Below are 24,272 nucleotides of genomic sequence, written 5' to 3' on the forward strand. Positions count from 1 at the left end.
TGGTCGATTTTTTTAATCTTCTTCCATTTTCTTAGGTCGATAGGCTAGCATACCTAAACCAGTAAATAGGGCTAATATCACAGCAAGGAAAATGACTTGATGATGAATATTTCCTGTCATAGAAATTGTTTGTCGTAATCCAGAAACCGAATAACTCATTGGTAACCAAGGATTAATAGCTCTAAAGAAATTATTTGTCAAAGCAAGTGGATAGGTACCTGCACTTGATGCTAACTGTAATAAAAGCAAAATAAGAGAAAAGAAAGCTCCTATACGGCTATTCCATGTTGTTAAAGCGGTTACCATGGACATGAATACTAAACTTGTTAGGATAATGAGAATAAATGTTCTCATTTCATGATTAGCAGTTAAACCAATAAGATGAACTCCTCCATATACCAAAATTCCTGCTAAAACAGCTATAATACCATTTATTTCAGCTCGAGATTTCAACCAAGCCCAACGACTCTCTGGATGACGTCCTGAAGGCAACTTCGCAAAGATCATATTCGTTGATATTGCTGCAACAAAGAGAGCAACTGATATCATATAAGGAGCCATTGCGATTCCATTTACAGGAACTTGGTCATTGTCTGTTTTGGAAAGATTGAGTGGATTTGACAAAATCTCTGCATTTTTAGATTCCGTTGATGCTGATTTAAGTTGATCACTAGCATTACTTAGTCCTTGTCCTAAAGAAACAACTCCTGTCTGTAAACCTTCCAATCCAGAAGTTAACTTTGTTCCACCTTCTGCTAGTTTCCCAGCTCCATCTGCCAATTTATTAGCTCCACTTTCTAATTGAGAAGCACCTGAAATTAACTGACTGGATTTGTCAGCTAGTTGGCTAGATCCTGACTGCAATTTATCAACTCCTGCTATCAATTCTTGACTCTTTCGATTCAATTGATTGGAGCCAGTTGATAATTTTTCAATACTAGACACTAATTTTGGAGTTTTTTCAACTAATTGACCAACTCCTGCTGTCAAGTTAGAAGATTTTTGTGTCAAGGTAGTTGATCCTGAAACTAATTGGTTCAAACTACCTGTCAAGGTGGAATTCTTTTCACTTAGTTGACTTGCGCCTTGAGAAACTTTATCAATACCTGCAGTATATGCATTTACACCTGATGCAATTGACTGACTGGCAGGAACTAATTTGCTAGTAACAGCTCCTTGTATCTCTGTTAATCCACTTGACAATCCTGTCAAAGAAGTAGAAGCAAACGGTAATACTTGATTAGCTTGATTTTTTAAAATCGAAAGATTAGATGATTGATTTTGTAAGTTTTCTAAACTTCCCTGTAAACCTTTAACTAAAGCTACAATTGACTGAGCCGATTGAATACCATCAGTTGAATTTTGAGATACAGAAGCTCTTATCTCAGCTTGTTGCTCACTTGTCAATGATTGATAAGCTGCTGTCGATTGAATATTGGCTAATGTAGTTGTTTTTTCAGACTGAGCACTTGCTAACATTTGATTAGAAAGAGATGCTATACTTGATAAAACAGAATCTAATTGTTTTGTATCTCCAACATCAATATTTTGAATAGCTTTATTTAACTGATTTAGACCTGAAGATAATTGATTAATTTGATCTTTTTTCCCAGACGAAGCATCTAACTTGCTAGAAAGTTGTTGGATCCCTTCACTTAATTGCTCCACCCTCATTCGAAGTGTAGCTGATTGATTGGATAACTGATTAGCACCTGTTGCAAGATTTCCCACTCCGTTTGTATAAGCACTAACACCAGATGAAAATTGATTAAGACCAGCATTAAGCTGAGAAACACCGCCAGTATAGGATTCTACACCAGTATATAACTGATTGATTCCCTTTACTAATTCAGGACTTTTAGAAGATAATTGACCTAACCCGCTATCTAATTGACTCACTGCACCAGTATATGTAACTAAACCACTATTAAAATTTCCTAAGCCAAGATGAAGTTGTTCGACACCAGAAACATAAGAGGATAATCCTTTAGTAAACTGCTCCGTTCCATTTGAAAATGTTAAACTTGAAGCTGCTAAAGAGTGTAGGTTGGTAGTTAATGTTTGACTTCCTGCCACTAACTGATTCGCTCCATCAGTTAATTTTTTACTACCAGAAGCTGCTTGACTCATACCATCCTTTAAATCGACCATTTTGTTAAATAAAGCTTTAGTATAGGTCTCAGTTACATTGGTAGAAACATTCTGCTTCAATTGTGTCATCGCAGAATCGCTCATCTTGCTGGCAATAAAGCTATGACCACTTGAAGTCTGATAATCAATTTGCATTTGCTCTGGATGATCCGTTAAAATAGAAGCTGCTTTTTCAGATAAATCACTGGGTAAAGTCACTACCATATAGTAATCGCCATCTTCCAATCCCTTCTTTCCTTCATCTTCATCCACGAAATGAAAATCCAAGGTTTTATTTTCTTTTAAATTGGACACCATGTCTTTTCCTATTGCCATAGTATTACCATTATAGGAAGCCTCTTTATCATTATTGACAACTGCCACAGGTAAGTCAGACACTTGACCATATGGATCCCACATTGAGGATAAAAATATGATGTTGTATAAAGCAGGAATAAGAGAAATTCCTATCATGACAATAATAAAGGCTGGTTTTTTAAAAATTGCTTTCCATTCTTTAAACATAGTTTCTCCTTTTTTAAACATATTGTCTAAAATTTTGATATAATAGATTATACATTAAAAAATCTAAATTACAAGATAAAAAATCAATTTTTAGACACATAGTCTAATTTGTTCACAAGGAGGAAATATGAAAGAAAGTAATAAACGCTTAAAAACAAAGCGAACTATTGAAAATGCTATGGTACAATTACTAATGGAACAGCCATTTGATCAAATTTCTACTGTCAAGTTAGCAGAAAAAGCCGGAATTAGTCGTTCCAGCTTCTATACTCACTATAAGGATAAGTATGATATGATTGAGCACTATCAAAGCAAGCTATTTCATACATTTGAATATATTTTTCAAAAACATGCTCATCACAAAAGAGATGCTATTTTAGAAGTATTTGAATATCTAGAGTCAGAACCACTTCTGGCTGCCCTTCTTTCTGAAAATGGGACCAAAGAAATCCAAAATTTCTTAAGAAATAAACTTCATATCATGCTCAGTACAGATTTACAAAAGCGATTTATGCAACTGAATCTTAATACCACTGAATTAGAATATAGTAGCATCTATCTAACTCATGCACTTTTTGGTGTCTGCCAAACTTGGATTGCACACGGAAAAAAAGAAAGTCCTCAAGAAATAACAGACTTCCTTATGAAGATGCTTGGTGATACAAATTGATACAAAAAGAGGAACACAGTTGTGTTCCCTTTTATCTATACTCCGCCAGTAGGACTCGAACCTACGACATCATGATTAACAGTCATGCGCTACTACCAACTGAGCTATGGCGGATAAAATAGTCCGTACGGGATTCGAACCCGTGTTACCGCCGTGAAAAGGCGGTGTCTTAACCCCTTGACCAACGGACCTTCTATCTGTAGCAGATATAACCATTATATCAATTTCTTACTAATTGTCAATCACTTTTGAGATTTTTTCTCTAAAATATCTTTCAATTTTCTAATTTTTAACCTTGAAATAGGACAGCGATGATCTTCATAGAAAACAACTTCTAGATTCTTTCGGTCAATTTCTCTAATATTGCCTATATTTACCAAAAATGACTTATGAGGAGAATAAAATCGCTGAGTATGTTTGTCCTTTTCCTGAATATCTGTCATTGTTCCATAGAACTCTTTTGCAAAATTCTTACCAATAATGCGTAATTTATGAGAGACACCTGTCGTTTCAATATACAAAATATCATGGTAAGGAATTTTTAAATCATTTCCCTTGTAATTGTAATCAAAATAATCTACAACATCTTCATTTTCAAGTAACATACTCTTCGTGTAGAAAATATTTTGCTCAATTCTCTTCTTAAACATCTCATCATTGATATCCTTATCAACAAAATCTAGGGCTGATACCTGGTATTTATAGGTTAGAGTCGCAAACTCTGATCGACTAGTGATAAAGACGATAATAGCGTAAGGATTGTAATGACGAATGAGCTGAGCCACTTCAAATCCCTTTTTTTCAATCCCATGAATATCGATATCTAGGAAATAAAGCTGATTTACTTCATCGTTTTCAATGTATTCTTCAAATTCACGGACTTTTCCCGTTGTCTTGTATGATATTGGAATATTCGATTCTTTCGAAATTTCATCCAATATTCTTTCTAGTCTCACTTGATGTTCAATAACATCCTCTAAAATTAAAACTTTCATTCAAATTCCCTCTTAAATCTAATAATTTGTCTAAATGTACTGCCTTCCATCTCTGTTTCTAAAATAATATTGTTGTACTTATCTAGTAGTTCTTTCACATTATTTAATCCTACCCCGCGATTTCTTCCCTTAGTGGAGAATCCTAAAGCAAATAGATCTCCTGAAGGAGTCATCGTCATTTTACATGAATTCTGAATCACAATAACTGTTTCAGTTTCCATCTTAATAACTGCTACTTCCATCTGCTTTTTATAACTATCAGCCGATCCTTCGACAGCATTATTCAATAAAACGCTCATGATACGAACCAAATCCAATAGTTCAATTGGGAGCTTGGTAATCGTATCTTTTACTTCCAGTGTAAACTCTACACTATTATTTCGAGCATAGACAATGGACTGAGCAACCAAACTTCGTAAAGCTGAATCTTCTATGTTGTTCAAATCAAAGTAAGTATACTTATCTGAACGCAGTTTATGATTTGCTTTGACCAAAACTTCATTGTAAATTCTGTCAATTTCCTGTAAATCACCACTGTCAATTGCTATCTGCATACTGACAAGCATCCCAGCATAGTCATGTCGAAAACCACGGATTTCATTATACAAGCCAACAATTTCATCTGTATAATTCTGTAAATGTTTCTGTTCAAATTTCTTCTGCTTCAAAGCAATCTCTTTCTCCATTTGTTCTTTATGCGAATTCATTGCAAAAAAGGTCAAAAGTAGAGAAATAAAGACAATAGATGATAAAATACTTCCAAAACTATTCAAATGTTTAATCGTACTTACCATATCTGAAACAAAAGATACTATATGTAGCAGTAGTAAGGCAAAAAATAATTTTTTCAAAAAAGGATAGAGGTAGTCTTTGTCAAAATAGGCTAGTTCCAAATGGAAATAATGAATGATTTTTAAGACAACAAAATAGGTCAACACCGTTACAACGAAAAAGAATGGGTCATGATATTGTGAAACAAAGTTATCTCCTGTTATAGAGGAGAAAGTTACGGACAGAAAGTTATGAGTGCTCTCATATAAAAGAGATAGTAGTAAACTTAGGAATAGTCCTCTATCCCTCTCATACTGTTTAATCCATCGAAAATAGGAATATAAGCCCAAAGGAAATAAAAATCTTTCAATCACTATTTCATCTAAATATAGAAGATAAAAGGAAAGTTCAAGTACTGCTTCTACTAGTAATGTATAGATACCAAAAAAATATAGTTCCTTTGATTTTATTTGATCTTTACAAATTAAACGGTAACTGTGACTAATAATTAAAAAATGACCAATAACTGTCCCAAATCCAAATAAATTCATTACTCTTTCCCCTTATTTTATTACTTTTTTCTTGGGAAAATAAAATCACGGAGGATTTTTGGCAGTCTCATCTCCCCACCTTTAATCTCCTGCAAGTCTTTTTCCTTCAAGGCTACAAACTGTTCCAATTTAACTGTGTTTTTCATAATAAAATCTCCTAAAATGTTTTTTCTTGTAAGCTAACTTACAAAAACCATTATACAAAATGGAATTTCGTTTTAGATAAAATTCTCTCAACTGTCATTTTTTTCTCCTCAAGTGTACTTTTTTAAGAAAAAAGCCGGGAAAATTCCCAGCTTTACTACTATATTGATCCCAGCAGGATTCGAACCTGCGACCGTTCGCTTAGAAGGCGAATGCTCTATCCAGCTGAGCTATGAGACCTAACACAATTATTCTACCAAAAATTCAATTAAAAGTCAATTTTCTATTTATGATAGGGGGAGCCTTGCTGAATCGTAAAAGCGCGATAAATTTGTTCAGCAAGAACTAGTCTCATTAACTGATGGGGCAAGGTTAAGCGACCAAAACTGACAGAAAGATTAGCTCTCTTTTTTACAGCTGATGATAATCCTAAACTCCCTCCAATAGTAAAGGTAAGAGTAGAAAATCCTTTTATAGGAGCTTCTTCTAACTGCTTACTAAATTCTTCTGAGGAGAAAGTTCTCCCTTCGATAGCCAACACAATAACGAAATCACGGTCACCAACTTTTGATAAAATTCTCTGACCTTCTATTTCTAAAATCTTTTGATTTTCTGACTCACTGGCCTTATCTGGTGTTTTTTCATCTGCTAGCTCAATCATTTCAAGCTTAGCAAATCGAGAAATTCGTTTTGAATACTCCGCGATACCATCTTTTAAATACTTTTCTTTCAGTTTCCCAACTGTTACAACTTTAATTTTCATGACTCTATTCTAACATATTCTTTATTTTTTCACATCTTATTCACAAAATAAAAGGTTAATTTTCACCTAGAAAATCACAGATTTTTAAAAGTTATCCACAATTTGTGAAAAACTTTTGTGTTTAAGTTATAATTAAGCTAGTCAGTTTATACTTTCAGTAATTCAAAAATATGGAGGCAAATATGAAACATTTAAAAACATTTTACAAAAAAGGGTTTCAATTAGTAGTCGTTATCGTCATTAGCTTTTTTAGTGGAGCCTTGGGTAGTTTTTCAATAACTCAACTAACTCAAAAAAGTAGTGTAAGCAACTCTAACAACAATAGTACTATTACACAAACTGCCTATAAGAATGAAAATTCAACAACGCAGGCTGTTAACAAAGTAAAAGATGCTGTTGTATCCGTTATTACTTATTCGGCAAATAGACAAAATAGCGTATTTGGCAATGATGATACTGATACAGATTCTCAACAAATCTCTAGTGAAGGATCTGGGGTTATTTATAAAAAGAATGACAAAGAAGCTTACATTGTCACCAACAATCACGTTATAAATGGTGCTAGTAAAGTAGATATTCGCTTATCAGATGGAACTAAAGTACCTGGAGAAATCGTCGGAGCAGATACTTTTTCTGATATTGCTGTCGTCAAAATCTCTTCAGAAAAAGTGACAACAGTAGCTGAATTTGGTGATTCTAGTAAGTTAACCGTAGGAGAAACTGCCATTGCTATTGGTAGTCCATTGGGTTCTGAATATGCAAATACAGTCACTCAGGGTATTGTATCTAGTCTCAATCGAAATGTGTCCTTAAAATCTGAAGATGGACAAGCCATTTCTACAAAAGCCATCCAAACTGATACTGCTATTAACCCAGGTAACTCTGGCGGTCCACTAATCAATATCCAAGGACAGGTTATCGGAATTACCTCAAGTAAAATTGCTACAAATGGAGGAACCTCTGTAGAAGGTCTTGGTTTCGCAATTCCTGCAAATGACGCTATCAATATTATTGAACAGTTAGAAAAGAACGGAAAAGTGACGCGTCCAGCTTTGGGCATCCAAATGGTCAATCTCTCAAATATTAATACAAGTGATATTAGAAGACTGAATATTCCAAGCAGTGTAACATCTGGTGTAGTTGTTCGTTCTGTGCAGAGCAATATGCCTGCAAATGGTCACCTTGAAAAATACGATGTTATTACAAAAGTAGATGACAAGGAGATTGCTTCATCAACAGACTTACAAAGTGCTCTTTACAATCATTCTATCGGAGACACTATTAAAATAACTTACTATCGTAACGGTAAAGAAGAAACTACATCTATTAAACTTGACAAGAGTTCAGGCGATTTAGAATCTTAATTGACATCTATGTAAAGAAAGCTTTACATAAGAGAAAAGATGTGTTAGTGTAGAATCATGGAAAAATTTGAAATGATTTCTATCACGGATATACAAAAAAATCCCTATCAACCTCGAAAAGAATTTGATGGAGAAAAACTACATGAACTAGCACAGTCTATCAAAGAAAATGGGGTCATTCAACCGATTATTGTTCGTCAATCTCCTGTTATTGGTTATGAAATCCTTGCAGGAGAGAGACGCTATCGGGCTTCACTTTTAGCTGGTCTAACGTCTATCCCAGCTGTTGTTAAACAGCTTTCAGATCAAGAGATGATGGTCCAGTCTATCATTGAAAATTTGCAAAGAGAAAATTTAAATCCAATAGAAGAAGCACGCGCCTATGAATCTCTTGTAGAGAAAGGATTTACCCATGCTGAAATTGCAGATAAAATGGGCAAGTCTCGTCCATATATCAGCAACTCCATTCGTTTACTTTCCTTGCCAGAACCGATCCTATCAGAAGTAGAAAATGGCAAACTATCACAAGCCCATGCGCGTTCTCTAGTTGGGTTAAATAAGGAACAACAAGACTATTTCTTTCAACGAATTATACAAGAAGACATTTCTGTAAGGAAGTTAGAAGCTCTTCTGACAGAGAAAAAACAAAAGAAACTGCAAAAAAATGGTCATTTCATACAAAATGAAGAAGAACAGTTAAAAAAACTACTCGGATTAGATGTAGAGATTAAACTGTCTAAAAAAGATAGTGGAAAAATCATTATTTCTTTTTCAAATCAAGAAGAATACAGTAGAATTATCAACAGCCTGAAATAAGGCTGTTCTTTTATTTTTTTATCTCACAAGGTTATCCACTATTTTTTTCGATAAAAAGCTTAATAAATCAATAGTTTCTGATTTTATCCCCAATCTGTGGATAAAACTTGCTAACATTGTGGATTTTTTTTCACAGCTTGTGGAAAATTCTTACTATCTATGGTAAAATAAGTCTAGCATTAAACTTTTAAATAAGTAGTAAAGGAGGAGAACGGATTGAAAGAAAAACAATTTTGGAATCGTATCTTAGAATTTGCTCAAGAAAGACTGACTCGATCCATGTATGATTTCTATGCTATTCAAGCTGAACTCATCAAGGTAGAGGAAAATGTTGCCACTATATTTTTACCTCGATCTGAGATGGAAATGGTCTGGGAAAAACAACTAAAAGATATTATTGTAGTTGCTGGATTTGAGATTTATGATGCTGAAATAACTCCCCACTATATTTTCACAAAACCTCAAGACACGACTATCTCACAAGTTGAAGAAGCTACAAATTCAACTCTTTATGACTATAGTCCAAAGTTAGCATCTATTCCTTATTCGGATACTGGGTTAAAAGAAAAGTATACCTTTGATAATTTTATTCAAGGGGATGGAAATGTTTGGGCAGTATCAGCCGCTTTGGCTGTCTCTGAAGATTTGGCTCTGACCTATAACCCTCTTTTTATCTATGGAGGACCGGGACTTGGTAAGACTCACTTATTAAACGCTATTGGAAATGAAATTCTAAAAAATATTCCGAATGCGCGTGTTAAATATATCCCTGCTGAAAGTTTTATTAATGACTTTCTTGACCACCTAAGACTTGGAGAAATGGAAAAGTTTAAAAAGACCTACCGCAGTCTTGATCTTTTGTTAATCGATGATATCCAGTCACTCAGCGGAAAAAAAGTCGCAACTCAGGAAGAATTTTTCAATACCTTTAATGCCCTTCATGACAAGCAAAAACAGATTGTCCTAACGAGTGATCGAAGTCCAAAACATCTAGAAGGGCTCGAGGAGAGGCTTGTCACGCGCTTTAGTTGGGGATTGACACAAACTATCACACCCCCTGACTTTGAAACACGTATTGCCATTTTACAAAGTAAAACGGAACATTTAGGCTACAATTTCCAAAGTGATACTCTAGAATACCTAGCTGGGCAATTTGATTCAAATGTTCGAGATCTTGAGGGAGCAATCAATGACATCACTTTAATTGCCAGAGTAAAAAACATCAAGGATATCACTATTGATATTGCTGCAGAAGCTATTAGAGCTCGCAAACAAGATGTTAGCCAAATGCTCGTCATCCCAATTGACAAAATCCAAAATGAAGTTGGGAACTTTTATGGTGTTAGTGTCAAAGAAATGAAGGGAAGCAGACGCCTTCAAAATATTGTTTTGGCCCGTCAAGTAGCTATGTATTTATCTAGAGAACTAACAGATAATAGTCTTCCAAAAATTGGGAAGGAATTTGGAGGAAAAGATCATACAACAGTCATTCATGCCCATGCAAAAATTAAATCTTTGATTGATGAAGACGATAATTTACGTTTAGAAATTGAATCAATCAAAAAGAAAATAAAATAAGTTGTGGATAACTTTCGCTTTTTTATCTTTTTTATCCACATTTTTTAAACAAGCTAAAAATCTTGATATGACTTACTTTAAGTCTGTTTTCCACAGATTTCACAGACTCTATTATTACTATTATCCTTCTAATACTAAAAATAAATAAAGGAGAATCCATGATTCATTTTTCAATTAATAAAAATTTATTTCTACAAGCCTTAAACACTACTAAGAGAGCTATTAGTTCTAAAAATGCCATTCCTATTTTATCAACTGTCAAAATTGACGTGACCAATGAAGGTGTTACTTTAATTGGTTCAAATGGTCAAATTTCAATTGAAAATTTTATTTCTCAAAAAAATGAAAATGCTGGTTTGTTAATTACTTCTTTAGGTTCGATCCTTCTTGAAGCTTCTTTCTTTATCAATGTGGTATCTAGTCTACCTGATGTGACTCTTGATTTTAAAGAAATTGAACAAAATCAAATTGTTTTAACCAGCGGCAAATCAGAAATTACCCTAAAAGGAAAAGATAGCGAACAATATCCACGAATCCAAGAAATTTCAGCAAGCACTCCTTTAATTCTTGAAACAAAATTACTCAAGAAAATTATCAATGAAACAGCTTTTGCTGCAAGTACACAAGAAAGTCGTCCAATTCTAACAGGTGTTCATTTTGTATTGAGTCAACACAAGGAGCTAAAAACAGTGGCAACAGACTCTCATCGCCTAAGCCAGAAAAAATTAACGCTTGAGAAAAATAGTGATGATTTTGATGTTGTCATTCCTAGCCGTTCTCTACGCGAATTTTCAGCGGTATTTACAGATGATATCGAAACTGTGGAGATTTTCTTTGCCAATAATCAAATCCTCTTTAGAAGCGAAAATATTAGCTTCTACACTCGTCTCCTAGAAGGAAACTATCCTGATACAGATCGTTTGATTCCAACAGACTTTAACACTACTATTACTTTTGATGTTGTAAACTTACGCCAGTCAATGGAGCGTGCTCGTCTTTTATCAAGTGCGACTCAAAATGGTACTGTTAAACTTGAAATTAAAGATGGGATTGTTAGCGCCCATGTTCACTCTCCAGAAGTTGGTAAAGTAAACGAAGAAATTGATACTGATCAGGTGACTGGTGAAGATTTGACCATTAGTTTCAATCCAACTTATTTGATTGATTCTCTTAAAGCTTTAAATAGCGAAAAGGTGACCATTAGCTTTATCTCAGCTGTTCGTCCATTTACTCTTGTGCCAGCAGATACTGAAGAGGACTTTATGCAACTTATCACCCCAGTTCGTACAAATTAAGTTAAAGAGGTTGAGCCTAGCTCGCCTCTTTTATGATATAATCAAAAAAGAAAAGGAGAGTAGTATGTATCAAGTTGGAAATTTTGTTGAGATGAAAAAGCCACATGCTTGTACAATCAAGTCAACTGGTAAAAAAGCCAATCGTTGGGAAATTACACGTGTAGGGGCAGATATCAAAATTAAATGTAGCAATTGTGACCATGTTATCATGATGGGGCGCTATGATTTTGATCGAAAAATGAATAAAATTATTGACTGAGACCCCTTAGTTAGAGGGTTAGCAAGTTTTCCCTTTTTGTGTTATAATATTAGGGATTGAAATGAAAACGGAGAATGAGAAAATATGGCTTTAACAGCAGGTATCGTTGGTTTGCCAAATGTTGGTAAATCAACACTATTTAATGCAATTACAAAAGCAGGAGCAGAGGCAGCAAACTACCCATTTGCGACGATTGATCCAAACGTTGGAATGGTTGAGGTTCCTGATGAACGCCTCCAAAAATTGACGGAAATGATTACTCCTAAAAAGACAGTTCCAACAACATTTGAATTTACAGATATCGCAGGAATTGTAAAAGGAGCTTCAAAAGGAGAAGGGCTAGGGAATAAATTCTTGGCCAACATCCGTGAAGTAGATGCGATTGTTCACGTAGTTCGTGCTTTTGATGATGAAAATGTTATGCGTGAGCAAGGACGTGAAGATGCCTTTGTGGATCCACTTGCAGATATTGACACCATTAACCTAGAATTGATTCTTGCTGACTTAGAATCGGTTAATAAACGCTATGCGCGTGTAGAAAAGATGGCACGTACGCAAAAAGATAAAGAATCAGTAGCAGAGTTTAATGTTCTTCAAAAGATTAAACCAGTCCTTGAAGATGGAAAATCAGCTCGTACAATCGAATTTACAGACGAGGAACAAAAGGTTGTAAAAGGTCTCTTCCTTTTGACAACTAAACCAGTTCTTTATGTTGCTAATGTGGACGAGGATGTGGTTTCAGAACCTGACTCTATCGACTATGTCAAACAAATTCGTGAATTTGCAGCGACAGAAAATGCTGAAGTAGTCGTTATTTCTGCGCGTGCTGAGGAAGAAATTTCTGAGTTAGACGATGAAGACAAGCAAGAGTTTCTTGAAGCACTTGGGTTGACAGAATCAGGCGTTGACAAGTTGACTCGTGCAGCTTACCACTTGCTTGGACTGGGAACTTACTTCACAGCTGGTGAAAAAGAAGTTCGAGCTTGGACCTTCAAACGTGGTATGAAGGCTCCTCAAGCAGCTGGGATTATCCACTCAGACTTTGAAAAAGGATTTATTCGTGCAGTAACCATGTCATATGAGGATTTAGTAAAATACGGATCTGAAAAGGCTGTAAAAGAAGCTGGACGTTTGCGTGAAGAAGGAAAAGAATATATCGTCCAAGACGGCGATATCATGGAATTCCGCTTTAATGTCTAAAAATTTAATAAATAGTGTCAATTAGGTTGGAAAAAAATTCCAACCCTTTTGGCTTTTGAAAGGAAAAATAAATGACTAAATTACTTGTAGGCTTGGGAAATCCAGGAGATAAATATTTTGAGACCAAACACAATGTTGGTTTTATGTTGATTGATCAACTAGCGAAGAAACAGAATGTCACTTTTACACATGATAAGATATTTCAAGCTGACCTAGCATCCTTTTTCCTAAATGGAGAAAAAATTTATCTTGTCAAACCAACGACCTTTATGAATGAAAGTGGAAAAGCGGTTCATGCTTTATTGACTTATTATGGTTTGGATATTGAAGATTTACTCATCATTTACGATGACCTTGACATGGAAGTTGGGAAAATTCGTTTAAGAGCAAAAGGTTCAGCAGGTGGTCATAATGGTATCAAGTCTATTATTCAACATATTGAAACCCAAACCTTTAATCGTGTTAAGATTGGAATCGGAAGACCTAAAAATGGAATGTCAGTTGTTAACCATGTTTTGAGTAAGTTTGACAAGGATGATTATATTGGTATTTTACAGTCTGTTGATAAAGTTGACGATTCTGTAAACTACTATTTACAAGAGAAAAACTTTGAAAAAACGATGCAGAGGTATAACGGATAAATGGTGACCTTATTAGATTTATTCTCAGAAAATGATCAGATAAAAAAATGGCATCAAAATCTGACAGATAAGAAAAGACAATTAATGTTAGGCTTGTCAACTTCTACAAAAGCTTTAGCAATTGCGAGTAGTTTGAGACAGGAAGATAAGATTGTGTTATTGACGTCAACTTATGGAGAAGCAGAAGGACTTGTTAGTGATCTTATCTCTATCTTGGGTGAGGAACTGGTCTATCCATTTTTGGTAGATGACTCCCCTATGGTCGAGTTTTTGATGTCTTCACAAGAAAAAATCATTTCACGGGTTGAAGCCTTGCGTTTTTTGACTGATTCATCTAAGAAAGGGATTTTAGTTTGTAATATTGCAGCAAGTCGATTGTTTTTACCTTCTCCGACTGGATTTAAAGAAAGCATTATAAAAATTGCAGTTGGTGAAGAATATGACCAACACGCACTTATCCATCAGTTAAAAGAGATAGGCTATCGAAAAGTTACACAAGTACAAACTCAGGGCGAATTTAGTCTGCGAGGAGATATTTTAGATATTTTTGAAATATCCCAGTTAGAACCTTGCCGAATTGAGTTTTTTGGTGATGAAGTCGATGGTATTAGGTTATTTGAAGTCGAAACACAATTATCGAAAGAAAATCAGACAGAACTCACCATATTTCCAGCTAGCGACGTAATTTTGAGAGAAAAGGATTATCAACGAGGTCGGTCAGCTTTAGAAAAACAAGTTTCAAAAACGTTATCACCTATTTTAAAATCATACTTAGAAGAAATTCTTTCAAGTTTTCACCAAAAACAAATTCATTCTGATTCTCGGAAATTTTTATCTTTGTGTTATGACAAGACATGGACTATTTTTGATTATATCGAAAAAGACATACCAATATTCTTTGATGATTATCAGAAATTGATGAATCAGTATGAAGTCTTTGAAAGAGAATTAGCGCAATACTTTACAGAAGAGTTACAGAATAGTAAAGCATTTTCTGAGATGAAGTATTTTGCTGATACAGAGCAAATCTATAAAAAACAGAGTCCGGTTACCTTTTTCTCTAATCTGCAAAAGGGGTTAGGAAATCTCAAGTTTGACCAAATTTATCAATTTAATCAATATCCTATGCAGGAGTTTTTCAATCAATTTTCTTTTTTAAAAGAAGAAATTGAACGATATAAAAAAATGGATTACACCATTATTCTGCAGTCTAGCAATTCAATGGGAAGTAAAACATTGGAGGATGTGTTAGAGGAATATCAGATTAAATTGGATTCTAGAGATAAGTCAAGAATCTGTCAAGAATCTGTAAACTTAATCGAGGGCAATCTCAGACATGGTTTTCATTTTGTAGATGAAAAGGTTTTATTGATAACTGAACATGAGATTTTTCAAAAGAAATTGAAACGTCGTTTTCGAAGACAACATGTTTCAAACGCAGAGAGATTAAAAGATTACAATGAACTTGAAAAAGGAGATTACGTTGTTCACCATATCCATGGAATTGGTCAATATCTAGGGATTGAAACAATTGAAATCAAAGGGATTCACCGCGATTATGTTAGCGTCCAATACCAAAATGGTGATCAAATTTCTATCCCAGTAGAACAGATTCATCTACTGTCTAAATATGTTTCAAGTGATGGGAAAGCTCCAAAACTCAATAAATTAAATGACGGTCATTTTAAAAAAGCCAAGCAAAAAGTTAAGAACCAGGTAGAGGATATAGCTGACGATTTAATTAAACTCTACTCTGAACGTAGCCAGTTGAAGGGTTTTGCTTTTTCAGCTGATGATGAAGATCAAGATGCCTTTGATGATGCTTTCCCTTATGTTGAAACGGATGATCAACTTCGTAGTATTGAGGAAATCAAGAGAGATATGCAGGCTTCTCAGCCAATGGATCGACTTTTAGTTGGGGATGTTGGTTTTGGAAAGACTGAAGTTGCTATGCGTGCAGCCTTTAAGGCAGTCAATGATCACAAACAGGTTGTCGTTCTAGTTCCGACGACGGTTTTAGCGCAACAGCACTATACTAATTTTAAGGAACGATTCCAAAATTTTGCAGTTAATATTGATGTGTTGAGTCGCTTTAGAAGTAAAAAAGAGCAGACTGAAACACTTGAAAAATTGAAAAACGGTCAAGTTGATATTTTGATTGTAACCCATCGTGTTTTGTCAAAAGATGTTGTGTTTGCTGATTTGGGCTTGATGATTATTGATGAGGAACAGCGATTTGGTGTCAAGCATAAGGAAACCTTGAAAGAACTGAAAAAACAAGTAGATGTCCTGACCTTGACAGCAACGCCAATTCCTCGTACCCTTCACATGTCTATGCTGGGAATCAGAGATTTGTCTGTTATTGAAACTCCGCCGACTAATCGTTATCCAGTGCAAACCTATGTCTTAGAAAAGAATGATAGTGTGATTCGTGATGCTGTCTTGCGTGAAATGGAGCGTGGAGGTCAAGTTTATTATCTTTACAATAAAGTTGACACGATTGATCAGAAGGTTTCCGAATTACAGGAGTTGATTCCAGAGGCTTCGATTGGTTATGTTCATGGGCAAATGAGTGAAATCCAGTTGGAAAATACTCTACTAGACTTTATTGAGGGACAATACGATATCTTGGTGACGACTACCATTATTGAGACAGGGGTGGACATTCCAAATGCTAATACTTTATTTATTGAAAATGCGGACCATATGGGCTTGTCAACCTTGTATCAGTTAAGAGGAAGAGTCGGTCGTAGTAATCGTATTGCTTATGCCTATCTCATGTATCGTCCAGAAAAATCGATTAGTGAAGTCTCTGAAAAGAGATTAGAAGCGATTAAAGGATTTACAGAATTGGGATCCGGATTTAAGATTGCTATGCGAGATCTTTCGATTCGTGGAGCAGGAAATCTCCTAGGAAAATCCCAGTCTGGTTTCATTGATTCTGTTGGTTTTGAATTGTATTCACAGTTACTAGAGGAAGCTATTGCTAAACGAAACGGTAATGCTAACACTAACACTAACACAAGAACCAAAGGGAATGCTGAGTTGATTTTACAAATTGATGCTTATCTTCCTGATACTTATATTTCAGACCAACGACATAAGATTGAAATTTATAAAAAAATTCGTCAAATTGACAACCGTGTCAACTACGAAGAATTACAAGAAGAGTTGATGGACCGATTTGGAGAGTACCCAGACGTGGTAGCCTATCTTTTAGAGATTGGTTTGGTTAAGTCTTATCTTGATAAGGTATTTGTTCAACGTGTGGAACGAAAAGAAAATAAGATTACAGTTCAATTTGAAAAAATTACTCAGCGATTGTTTTTGGCTCAAGATTATTTTAAAGCTTTATCCGCAACGAATTTAAAAGCAGCCATAACTGAGAATAAGGGCTTAATGGAAGTTGTATTTGATATCCGAAACAAGAAGGACTATGAAATTTTAGAAGGTCTGCTCATTTTTGGAGAAAGCTTATTAGAGATAAAAGAATCAAAGGAAGCAATTTCCCTTTAACATTTTTCTTCTATAAAATAGATAAAAATGGTACAATAATAAGTTGAGGTAATAAGTATGAGATTAGACAAATATTTAAAAGTATCAAGAATTATCAAGCGTCGTACAGTTGCAAAGGAAGTAGCAGATAAAGGCAGAATCAAGGTAAATGGAATTTTGGCTAAAAGTTCAACGGATTTGAAAGTTGATGACCAAGTTGAAATTCGTTTTGGAAACAAGTTGCTACTTGTAAAAGTACTAGAGATGAAAGATAGTACAAAAAAAGAAGATGCAGCAGGCATGTATGAAATTATCAGTGAAACAAGGGTAGAAGAAAATGTCTAAGAATATTGTACAATTAAACAATTCTTTTATCCAAAATGAATACCAACGTCGTCGCTACCTGATGAAAGAACGACAAAAACGGAATCGTTTTATGGGGTGGGTATTGATTTTGATTATGCTATTATTTATTTTGCCAACTTTTAATTTAGCGCAGAGCTATCAGCAATTACTCCAAAGACGTCAGCAATTAGCAGACTTGCAAACTCAGTATCAAACTTTGAGTGATGAAAAGGATAAGGAGACAGCATTTGCTACCAAGTTGAAAGACGAGGATTATGCTGCCAAATATACACGAGCGAAGTACTATTATTCTAAGAATCGGGAAGCTGTTTATACGATTCCTGACTTGCTCCCAAGGTGATAAAATGGAAAATTTATTAGACGTAATTGAGCAATTTTTGAGTCTATCGGATGAAAAACTAGAAGAGTTGTCTGATAAAAATCAAATATTGCGTTTACAAGAAGAAAAGGAAAGGAAGAATGCGTAAATTCTTAATTATTTTGTTGCTACCGAGTTTTTTGACTATTTCAAAAGTCGTTAGCACAGAAAAAGAAGTAGTCTATACTTCGAAAGAAATTTATTACCTTTCACAATCTGACTTTGGTATTTATTTTAGAGAAAAGCTAAGTTCTCCCATGGTTTATGGAGAAGTTCCTGTCTATGCGAATGAAGATTTAGTTGTAGAATCTGGAAAATTAAGTCCAAAAATAAGTTTCCAAATAACCGAGTGGCGTTTAAATAAACAAGGAATTCCGGTATTTAAGTTATCCAACCATCAATTTATAGCTGCAGACAAACGATTTTTATATGATCAGTCAGAGGTAACTCCAATAATAAAAAAAGTATGGTTAGAATCTGATTTTAAACTGTACAATAGTCCTTATGATTTAAAAGAAGTGAAATCATCCTTATCAGCTTATTCGCAGGTATCAATCGACAATACCATGTTTGTAGAAGGAAGAGAATTTCTACATATTGATCAGGTTGGATGGGTAGATAAGGAATCAACTTCTGAAGAAGATAATCGGATGGGTAAAGTCCAAGAAATGTTATCGGAAAAATATCAGCAGGATTCATTTTCTATTTATGTTAAGCAACTGACTACTGGAAAAGAAGCTGGTATCAATCAAGATGAAAAGATGTATGCAGCTAGTGTTTTGAAACTCCCTTATCTTTATTATACGCAAGAAAAAATAAATGAGGGGATTTATCAGTTAGACACGACTGTAAAATACGTATCTGCAGTCAATGATTTTCCAGGTTCTTATAAACCAGAGGGAAGTGGTAGCCTCCCTAAAAAAGAGGATAATAAAGAGTATTCTCTCAAGGACTTAATAACGAAAGTATCTAAAGAATCGGACAATGTAGCTCATAACATATTAGGATATTACCTTTCAAACCAATCAGATGCAACATTTAAGTCCAAGATGTCTGCCATTATGGGAGATGATTGGGATTCAAAAGAAAAATTAATTTCTTCTAAAATGGCTGGGAAGGTCATGGAAGCTATTTATAATCAAAATGGATTTGTGCTAGAGTCTTTGACTAAAACAGATTTTGATAATCAGCGAATTACCAAAGGTGTTTCTGTGAAGGTAGCTCATAAAATTGGAGATGCGGACGAATTTAAGCATGATACGGGTGTTGTCTATGCAGATTCTCCATTCATTCTTTCTATTTTCACTAAGGATTCCGATTATGATACGATTTCTCAGATAGCCAAGGATGTTTATGAGGTTCTAAAATGAGGGAACAAGATTTTTTAAATCATTTTCTCAGGAAGGGATATTTCAAAAAGCATGCTAAAGTGGTGCTAGCTCTTTCTGGTGGATTAGATTCTATGTTTCTATTTAAGGTATTGTCTACTTATCAAAAAGAGTTAGAAATTGAATTGATTTTAGCTCATGTGAATCATAAGCAGAGAGTAGAATCAGATTGGGAAGAAAAGGAATTAAGGAAGTTAGCTGTTGAAGCTGGACTTCCTATTTATGTCAGCAATTTTTCAGGAGAATTTTCAGAAGCGCGTGCTCGAAATTTTCGTTATGAGTTTTTTCAAGAGGTCATGAAAAAGACAGGTGCGACAGCCTTAGTCACTGCCCACCATGCAGATGACCAGGTGGAAACGATTTTGATGCGTTTGATTCGAGGTACCCGTTTGCGCTATCTATCAGGAATTAGGGAGAAGCAAGTAGTCGGGGATATAGAAATGATTCGTCCTTTCTTGCATTTCCATAAAAAAGACTTTCCACCAATTTTTCACTTTGAAGATACATCAAATAAGGAAAATTATTATTTTCGCAATCGTATTCGAAACTCTTATTTACCAGAATTAGAAAAAGAAAATCCTCGATTTAGAGATGCAATCTTAAGCATCGGCAATGAAATTTTAGATTATGACTTAGCCATAGATGAATTATCTAACAATATTGATGTGGAAGATTTACAGCAGTTATTTTCTTATTCTGAGTCTACACAAAGAGTTTTACTCCAAACTTATTTGAATCGTTTTCCAGATTTGAATCTCACAAAAGCTCAGTTTGAAGAAGTTTGGCAGATTTTAAAATCTAAAAGCCAGTATCGTCATCCGCTTAAAAATGGCTATGAATTGATAAAAGAGTATCAACATTTTCAGATTTGTAAAATCGGTCCTCAGGCTGATGAAAAGGAAGATGAACTTGTGTTACACTATCAAAATCAGGTATCTTACCAAGGTTATTTATTTTCCTTTGGAATTCCTTTAGAAGGTGAATTAATTCAGCAGGTACCTGTTTCACGGGAAACATCTATACACATTCGTCATCGAAAAACAGGAGATTTTTTGATTCAAAATGGGCATAGAAAAAAACTCAGACGTCTATTTATCGATTTGAAAATCCCTATGGAAAAGCGAAAATCTGCTCTGATTATTGAGCAATTTGGTGAAATTGTCTCAATTTTGGGAATTGCGACCAGTAATTTGAGTAAAAACACGAAAAATGATATAATGAACACTATACTTTATATAGAAAAAATAGATAGGTAAAAAAATGTTAGAAAACGATATTAAAAAAATCCTTGTTTCACACGATGAAATTACAGAAGCTGCTAAAAAATTAGGTGCTCAATTAACCAAAGACTATGCAGGAAAAAATCCAATTTTAGTTGGGATTTTAAAAGGATCTATTCCTTTTATGGCTGAATTGGTCAAACATATCGACACACATATTGAAATGGACTTCATGATGGTTTCTAGCTACCATGGTGGAACAGCAAGTAGTGGTGTCATTAATATTAAGCAAGATGTGACTCAAGATATCAAAGGAAGACATGTTTTATTTGTAGAGGATATCATTGATACAGGTCAAACTTTGAAGAATTTGCGAGATATGTTTATTGCAAGAGAAGCAGCTTCTGTTAACATTGCAACCTTGTTGGATAAACCAGAAGGACGTGTTGTAGAAATTGAGGCAGACTATACTTGCTTTACTATTCCAAATGAGTTTGTAGTAGGTTATGGTTTAGACTACAAAGAAAATTATCGTAACCTTCCTTATGTTGGAGTATTGAAAGAAGAAGTATATTCAAATTAGAAAGAGCAATTTTTAATGAAAAAACAAAATAATGGTTTAATTAAAAATCCTTTTCTATGGTTATTACTTATTTTTCTCCTAGTTACAGGTTATCAGTATTTTAGTACAGGTAGTGTTGCAGGGAAAAGTGAGCAAATTAATTATACAGAATTGGTAAAAGAAATTACCGATGACAATGTAAAAGAATTGACTTACCAACCAAATGGCAGTGTTATCGAAGTTTCAGGTGTTTATAAAAATCCTAAAACAAGTAAAGAAGAAACAGGTATCCAGTTCTTTTCTCCTTCTGCTACAACAGTAGAGAAATTTTCAAGTATTATTCTTCCTTCAGATACGACAGTATCAGAATTGCAAAAACTTGCTTCTGACCATAAAGCGGAAATAACTGTTAAGCATGAAAGTTCAAGTGGTATGTGGATTAATATTCTTGTATCCATTGTGCCATTCGGTATTCTATTCTTCTTCCTGTTCTCTATGATGGGAAATATGGGAGGAAATAATAGCCGTAATCCAATGAGTTTTGGTCGTAGCAAGGCTAAAGCTGCAAATAAAGAAGATATTAAAGTAAGATTTTCAGATGTTGCTGGAGCTGAGGAAGAAAAACAAGAACTGGTTGAAGTTGTTGAATTCTTAAAAGATCCAAAACGATTTACAAAACTTGGAGCCCGTATTCCAGCAGGTGTTCTTTTGGAGGGACCTCCGGGAACAGGTAAAACTTTGCTTGCTAAGGCAGTAGCTGGAGAAGCAGGTGTTCCATTCTTTAGTATTTCAGGTTCTGACTTTGTAGAAATGTTTGTCGGAGTTGGAGCTAGTCGTGTTCGTTCTCTTTTTGAAGATGCCAAAAAAGCAGCACCAGCTATTATCTTTATCGATGAAATTGATGCTGTTGGACGTCAACGTGGAGTCGGTCTCGGCGGAGGTAATGACGAACGTGAACAAACCTTGAACCAACTTTTGATTGAGATGGATGGTTTTGAGGGAAATGAAGGGATTATCGTCATCGCTGCGACAAACCGTTCAGATGTACTTGACCCTGCCCTTCTGCGTCCAGGACGTTTTGATAGAAAAGTATTGGTTGGCCGTCCTGATGTTAAAGGTCGTGAAGCAATCTTGAAAGTTCACGCTAAGAACAAGCCTTTAGCAGAAGATGTTGATTTGAAATTAGTGGCTCAACAAACTCCAGGTTTTGTTGGTGCTGATTTAGAGAATGTATTGAATGAAGCAGCCTTGGTTGCCGCTCGTCGTAATAAATCGATAATTGATGCTTCAGATATTGATGAAGCAGAAGATAGAGTTATTGCTGGACCTTCTAAGAAAGATAAGACAGTTTCACAAAAAGAACGTGAATTGGTTGCCTATCATGAGGCAGGACATACCATTGTTGGTCTAGTCTTATCGAATGCCCGCGTTGTCCATAAGGTTACAATTGTACCACGAGGCCGTGCAGGTGGATACATGATTGCACTTCCTAAAGAGGATCAAATGCTTCTATCTAAAGAAGATATGAAAGAGCAATTGGCTGGCTTAATGGGGGGACGTGTAGCTGAAGAAATTATCTTTAATGTCCAAACGACAGGAGCTTCAAACGACTTTGAACAGGCGACACAAATGGCGCGTGCAATGGTTACAGAGTACGGTATGAGTGAAAAACTTGGTCCGGTACAATATGAGGGCAATCATGCTATGTTTGGTGCACAGAGTCCTCAAAAATCAATTTCAGAACAAACAGCTTATGAAATAGACGAAGAGGTTCGTTCATTATTAAATGAAGCAAGAAATAAAGCTGCTGAAATTATTCAGTCAAATCGTGAAACTCACAAGTTGATTGCAGAAGCATTATTGAAATACGAAACATTGGATAGTACACAAATTAAATCTCTTTACGAAACAGGAAAGATGCCTGAAACAGTAGAAGAAGAATCACATGCATTATCTTATGATGAAGTAAAGTCAAAAATGAATGATGAAAAATAACCCAAAGAGAGGCAAGACCTCTCTTTTTTGTGCAGTTGAGGAGGTAAAGGGGACAGAATGGATGAAATGTGCCAAAAGTGTTTTTGAATTTGTTAGACTGTATCTAGAAAGGGGAAGATTATGCTTAAAAAAATGTATGAAGAAGTCCAAGGAATTGTATACAAGTGTAGAAATGAATATTACCTTCATTTGTGGGAGTTATCGGACTGGGATCAAGAGGGGATGATTTGCCTACATGAATTGATTAGTAGAGAAGAAGGGCTTGTAGAAGATATCCCACGCTTACGTAAATATTTCAAAACCAAGTTTCGAAATCGAATTTTAGACTATCTCCGTAAACAAGAAAGTCAAAAACGGAGATATGATAAAGAGCTTTATGAAGAAGTGGGTGAGATAAGTCATCGTATAAGTGAGGGAGGACTCTGGCTAGACGATTATTATCTATTTCATGAGACACTAAGAGATTATAGAAGCAAACAAAGTAAAGAAAAACAAGAAGAGTTAGAATGCGTCTTAAGAAATGAACGCTTCCGAGGTCGTCAAAGAGTATTAAGAGACTTACGTATTGTGTTTAAAGAGTTTGATATCCGTACTCAATAGGAAGTCATACAAAAAAACATAAAAAGTTTAAAAAAGGTGTTGACAAAGTTAGAAAAGTGGGTATAATAGTAAGAGTTGAAAATAACAACTCTGGTCCGTTGGTCAAGGGGTTAAGACACCGCCTTTTCACGGCGGTAACACGGGTTCGAATCCCGTACGGACTATGGTATGTTGCGGATGAAATACTGATTGAAAAAAAGTTTAAAAAAGTTTCAAAAAAGTGTTGACAAGAAAAAGCAGCTGTGATATACTAATATAGTTGTCACTTGAGAGAAGTGAGTGACAAAGACCTTTGAAAACTGAACAAGACGAACCAATGTGCAGGGCACTACAACAACTGTTGTAGTACTGAACAATGAAAAAAACAATAAATCTGTCAGTGACAGAAATGAGTGAGAACTCAAACTTTTAATGAGAGTTTGATCCTGGCTCAGGACGAACGCTGGCGGCGTGCCTAATACATGCAAGTAGAACGCTGAAGGAGGAGCTTGCTTCTCTGGATGAGTTGCGAACGGGTGAGTAACGCGTAGGTAACCTGCCTGGTAGCGGGGGATAACTATTGGAAACGATAGCTAATACCGCATAA

22 protein-coding genes, 4 tRNA genes and 1 rRNA gene are annotated in these 24,272 nt (G+C 35.1%); 19 read left to right on the top strand and 8 right to left on the bottom strand.

Going from position 1 to position 24,272, the window contains the following annotated elements; translation table 11 throughout:
• Window positions 1-12: 12 nt before the first annotated feature.
• Window positions 13-2,655, bottom strand: a complete 2,643-nt coding sequence (locus O3636_RS07185; RefSeq protein WP_371642382.1) for a YhgE/Pip family protein — start codon at window positions 2,653-2,655, stop codon at window positions 13-15.
• A gap of 127 nt (window positions 2,656-2,782) precedes the next feature.
• Between O3636_RS07185 and O3636_RS07190 the strand changes: the two genes are divergently transcribed.
• Complete coding sequence (locus O3636_RS07190; RefSeq protein ID WP_000665088.1) at window positions 2,783-3,325, top strand: TetR/AcrR family transcriptional regulator; 543 nt, start codon at window positions 2,783-2,785, stop codon at window positions 3,323-3,325.
• 40 nt (window positions 3,326-3,365) lie between these two features.
• Here the strand turns inward: O3636_RS07190 and O3636_RS07195 are convergent.
• From O3636_RS07195 to rlmH, 7 genes are all read right to left on the bottom strand, one after another.
• Window positions 3,366-3,439 (bottom strand) — tRNA-Asn (locus O3636_RS07195).
• 5 nt (window positions 3,440-3,444) lie between these two features.
• Window positions 3,445-3,516 (bottom strand) — tRNA-Glu (locus O3636_RS07200).
• Between the two features lie 51 nt (window positions 3,517-3,567).
• Window positions 3,568-4,320, bottom strand: coding sequence for a competence system response regulator transcription factor ComE (gene comE, locus O3636_RS07205; RefSeq protein ID WP_000866069.1), 753 nt, complete (start codon window positions 4,318-4,320; stop codon window positions 3,568-3,570).
• Window positions 4,317-5,642, bottom strand: a complete 1,326-nt coding sequence (gene comD, locus O3636_RS07210) for a competence system sensor histidine kinase ComD (protein WP_371642385.1) — start codon at window positions 5,640-5,642, stop codon at window positions 4,317-4,319. Before comD ends, comE begins: the two co-directional genes overlap by 4 nt.
• Before the next feature lie 20 nt (window positions 5,643-5,662).
• The gene (gene comC, locus O3636_RS07215) at window positions 5,663-5,788 is read right to left on the bottom strand and encodes a competence-stimulating peptide ComC (RefSeq protein WP_000799683.1); all 126 of its coding nucleotides are present in this window, start codon (window positions 5,786-5,788) and stop codon (window positions 5,663-5,665) included.
• A gap of 164 nt (window positions 5,789-5,952) precedes the next feature.
• A tRNA-Arg gene (locus tag O3636_RS07220) sits at window positions 5,953-6,026 on the bottom strand.
• A gap of 43 nt (window positions 6,027-6,069) precedes the next feature.
• Entirely contained in the window at window positions 6,070-6,549 is a 480-nt protein-coding gene (rlmH, locus tag O3636_RS07225) for a 23S rRNA (pseudouridine(1915)-N(3))-methyltransferase RlmH (RefSeq protein WP_261022865.1), read from the bottom strand.
• A 182-nt stretch (window positions 6,550-6,731) separates the two neighbouring features.
• Between rlmH and O3636_RS07230 the strand changes: the two genes are divergently transcribed.
• From O3636_RS07230 to O3636_RS07315, 18 genes are all read left to right on the top strand, one after another.
• A complete protein-coding gene (locus tag O3636_RS07230; protein WP_261022864.1) occupies window positions 6,732-7,913 on the top strand; it encodes a S1C family serine protease in 1,182 nt (393 codons plus the stop codon).
• Window positions 7,914-7,970: 57 nt separating this feature from the next.
• A complete protein-coding gene (locus O3636_RS07235) occupies window positions 7,971-8,729 on the top strand; it encodes a ParB/RepB/Spo0J family partition protein (RefSeq protein ID WP_261022863.1) in 759 nt (252 codons plus the stop codon).
• Window positions 8,730-8,945: 216 nt separating this feature from the next.
• On the top strand, window positions 8,946-10,307 hold the full coding sequence (gene dnaA, locus O3636_RS07240) for a chromosomal replication initiator protein DnaA (RefSeq protein ID WP_261022861.1): 1,362 nt from the start codon (window positions 8,946-8,948) through the stop codon (window positions 10,305-10,307).
• Between the two features lie 158 nt (window positions 10,308-10,465).
• Window positions 10,466-11,602 (top strand): DNA polymerase III subunit beta, encoded by a 1,137-nt coding sequence (dnaN, locus tag O3636_RS07245; RefSeq protein WP_033679432.1) that lies wholly within the window; start codon window positions 10,466-10,468, stop codon window positions 11,600-11,602.
• Between the two features lie 64 nt (window positions 11,603-11,666).
• Window positions 11,667-11,861 (top strand): DUF951 domain-containing protein, encoded by a 195-nt coding sequence (locus tag O3636_RS07250; protein ID WP_000285185.1) that lies wholly within the window; start codon window positions 11,667-11,669, stop codon window positions 11,859-11,861.
• Between the two features lie 84 nt (window positions 11,862-11,945).
• Complete coding sequence (gene ychF / locus O3636_RS07255) at window positions 11,946-13,061, top strand: redox-regulated ATPase YchF (RefSeq protein ID WP_004269823.1); 1,116 nt, start codon at window positions 11,946-11,948, stop codon at window positions 13,059-13,061.
• Between the two features lie 71 nt (window positions 13,062-13,132).
• Window positions 13,133-13,702, top strand: a complete 570-nt coding sequence (pth, locus tag O3636_RS07260) for an aminoacyl-tRNA hydrolase (protein ID WP_261026248.1) — start codon at window positions 13,133-13,135, stop codon at window positions 13,700-13,702.
• The gene (gene mfd, locus O3636_RS07265; RefSeq protein ID WP_371642389.1) at window positions 13,703-17,218 is read left to right on the top strand and encodes a transcription-repair coupling factor; all 3,516 of its coding nucleotides are present in this window, start codon (window positions 13,703-13,705) and stop codon (window positions 17,216-17,218) included.
• A gap of 57 nt (window positions 17,219-17,275) precedes the next feature.
• Complete coding sequence (locus O3636_RS07270; protein WP_001234973.1) at window positions 17,276-17,542, top strand: RNA-binding S4 domain-containing protein; 267 nt, start codon at window positions 17,276-17,278, stop codon at window positions 17,540-17,542.
• Entirely contained in the window at window positions 17,535-17,903 is a 369-nt protein-coding gene (locus tag O3636_RS07275; RefSeq protein WP_371642391.1) for a septum formation initiator family protein, read from the top strand. The genes O3636_RS07270 and O3636_RS07275 overlap by 8 nt, the downstream gene beginning before the upstream one ends.
• A gap of 4 nt (window positions 17,904-17,907) precedes the next feature.
• On the top strand, window positions 17,908-18,030 hold the full coding sequence (locus O3636_RS07280) for an SP_0009 family protein (RefSeq protein ID WP_371642393.1): 123 nt from the start codon (window positions 17,908-17,910) through the stop codon (window positions 18,028-18,030).
• Window positions 18,023-19,291 carry a serine hydrolase gene (locus O3636_RS07285; RefSeq protein ID WP_371642395.1) on the top strand — a complete coding sequence of 423 codons (1,269 nt, stop codon included), beginning with the start codon at window positions 18,023-18,025 and terminating at the stop codon, window positions 19,289-19,291. The genes O3636_RS07280 and O3636_RS07285 overlap by 8 nt, the downstream gene beginning before the upstream one ends.
• Window positions 19,288-20,565, top strand: a complete 1,278-nt coding sequence (gene tilS, locus O3636_RS07290; RefSeq protein ID WP_261026546.1) for a tRNA lysidine(34) synthetase TilS — start codon at window positions 19,288-19,290, stop codon at window positions 20,563-20,565. Before O3636_RS07285 ends, tilS begins: the two co-directional genes overlap by 4 nt.
• Window positions 20,566-20,569: 4 nt before the next feature.
• Window positions 20,570-21,112, top strand: a complete 543-nt coding sequence (gene hpt / locus O3636_RS07295; RefSeq protein WP_000892176.1) for a hypoxanthine phosphoribosyltransferase — start codon at window positions 20,570-20,572, stop codon at window positions 21,110-21,112.
• 15 nt (window positions 21,113-21,127) lie between these two features.
• Complete coding sequence (gene ftsH, locus O3636_RS07300; protein ID WP_000744572.1) at window positions 21,128-23,086, top strand: ATP-dependent zinc metalloprotease FtsH; 1,959 nt, start codon at window positions 21,128-21,130, stop codon at window positions 23,084-23,086.
• Window positions 23,087-23,206: 120 nt separating this feature from the next.
• The gene (locus O3636_RS07305) at window positions 23,207-23,686 is read left to right on the top strand and encodes a sigma-70 family RNA polymerase sigma factor (RefSeq protein WP_371642398.1); all 480 of its coding nucleotides are present in this window, start codon (window positions 23,207-23,209) and stop codon (window positions 23,684-23,686) included.
• Between the two features lie 92 nt (window positions 23,687-23,778).
• Window positions 23,779-23,850: transfer RNA gene (locus O3636_RS07310), tRNA-Glu, on the top strand.
• Window positions 23,851-24,093: 243 nt separating this feature from the next.
• Window positions 24,094-24,272, top strand: a 16S ribosomal RNA gene (locus O3636_RS07315); the annotation flags it as partial.

It is taken from the genome of Streptococcus sp. 27098_8_76, assembly GCF_041432315.1.
In the GTDB taxonomy this organism is placed as follows: domain Bacteria; phylum Bacillota; class Bacilli; order Lactobacillales; family Streptococcaceae; genus Streptococcus.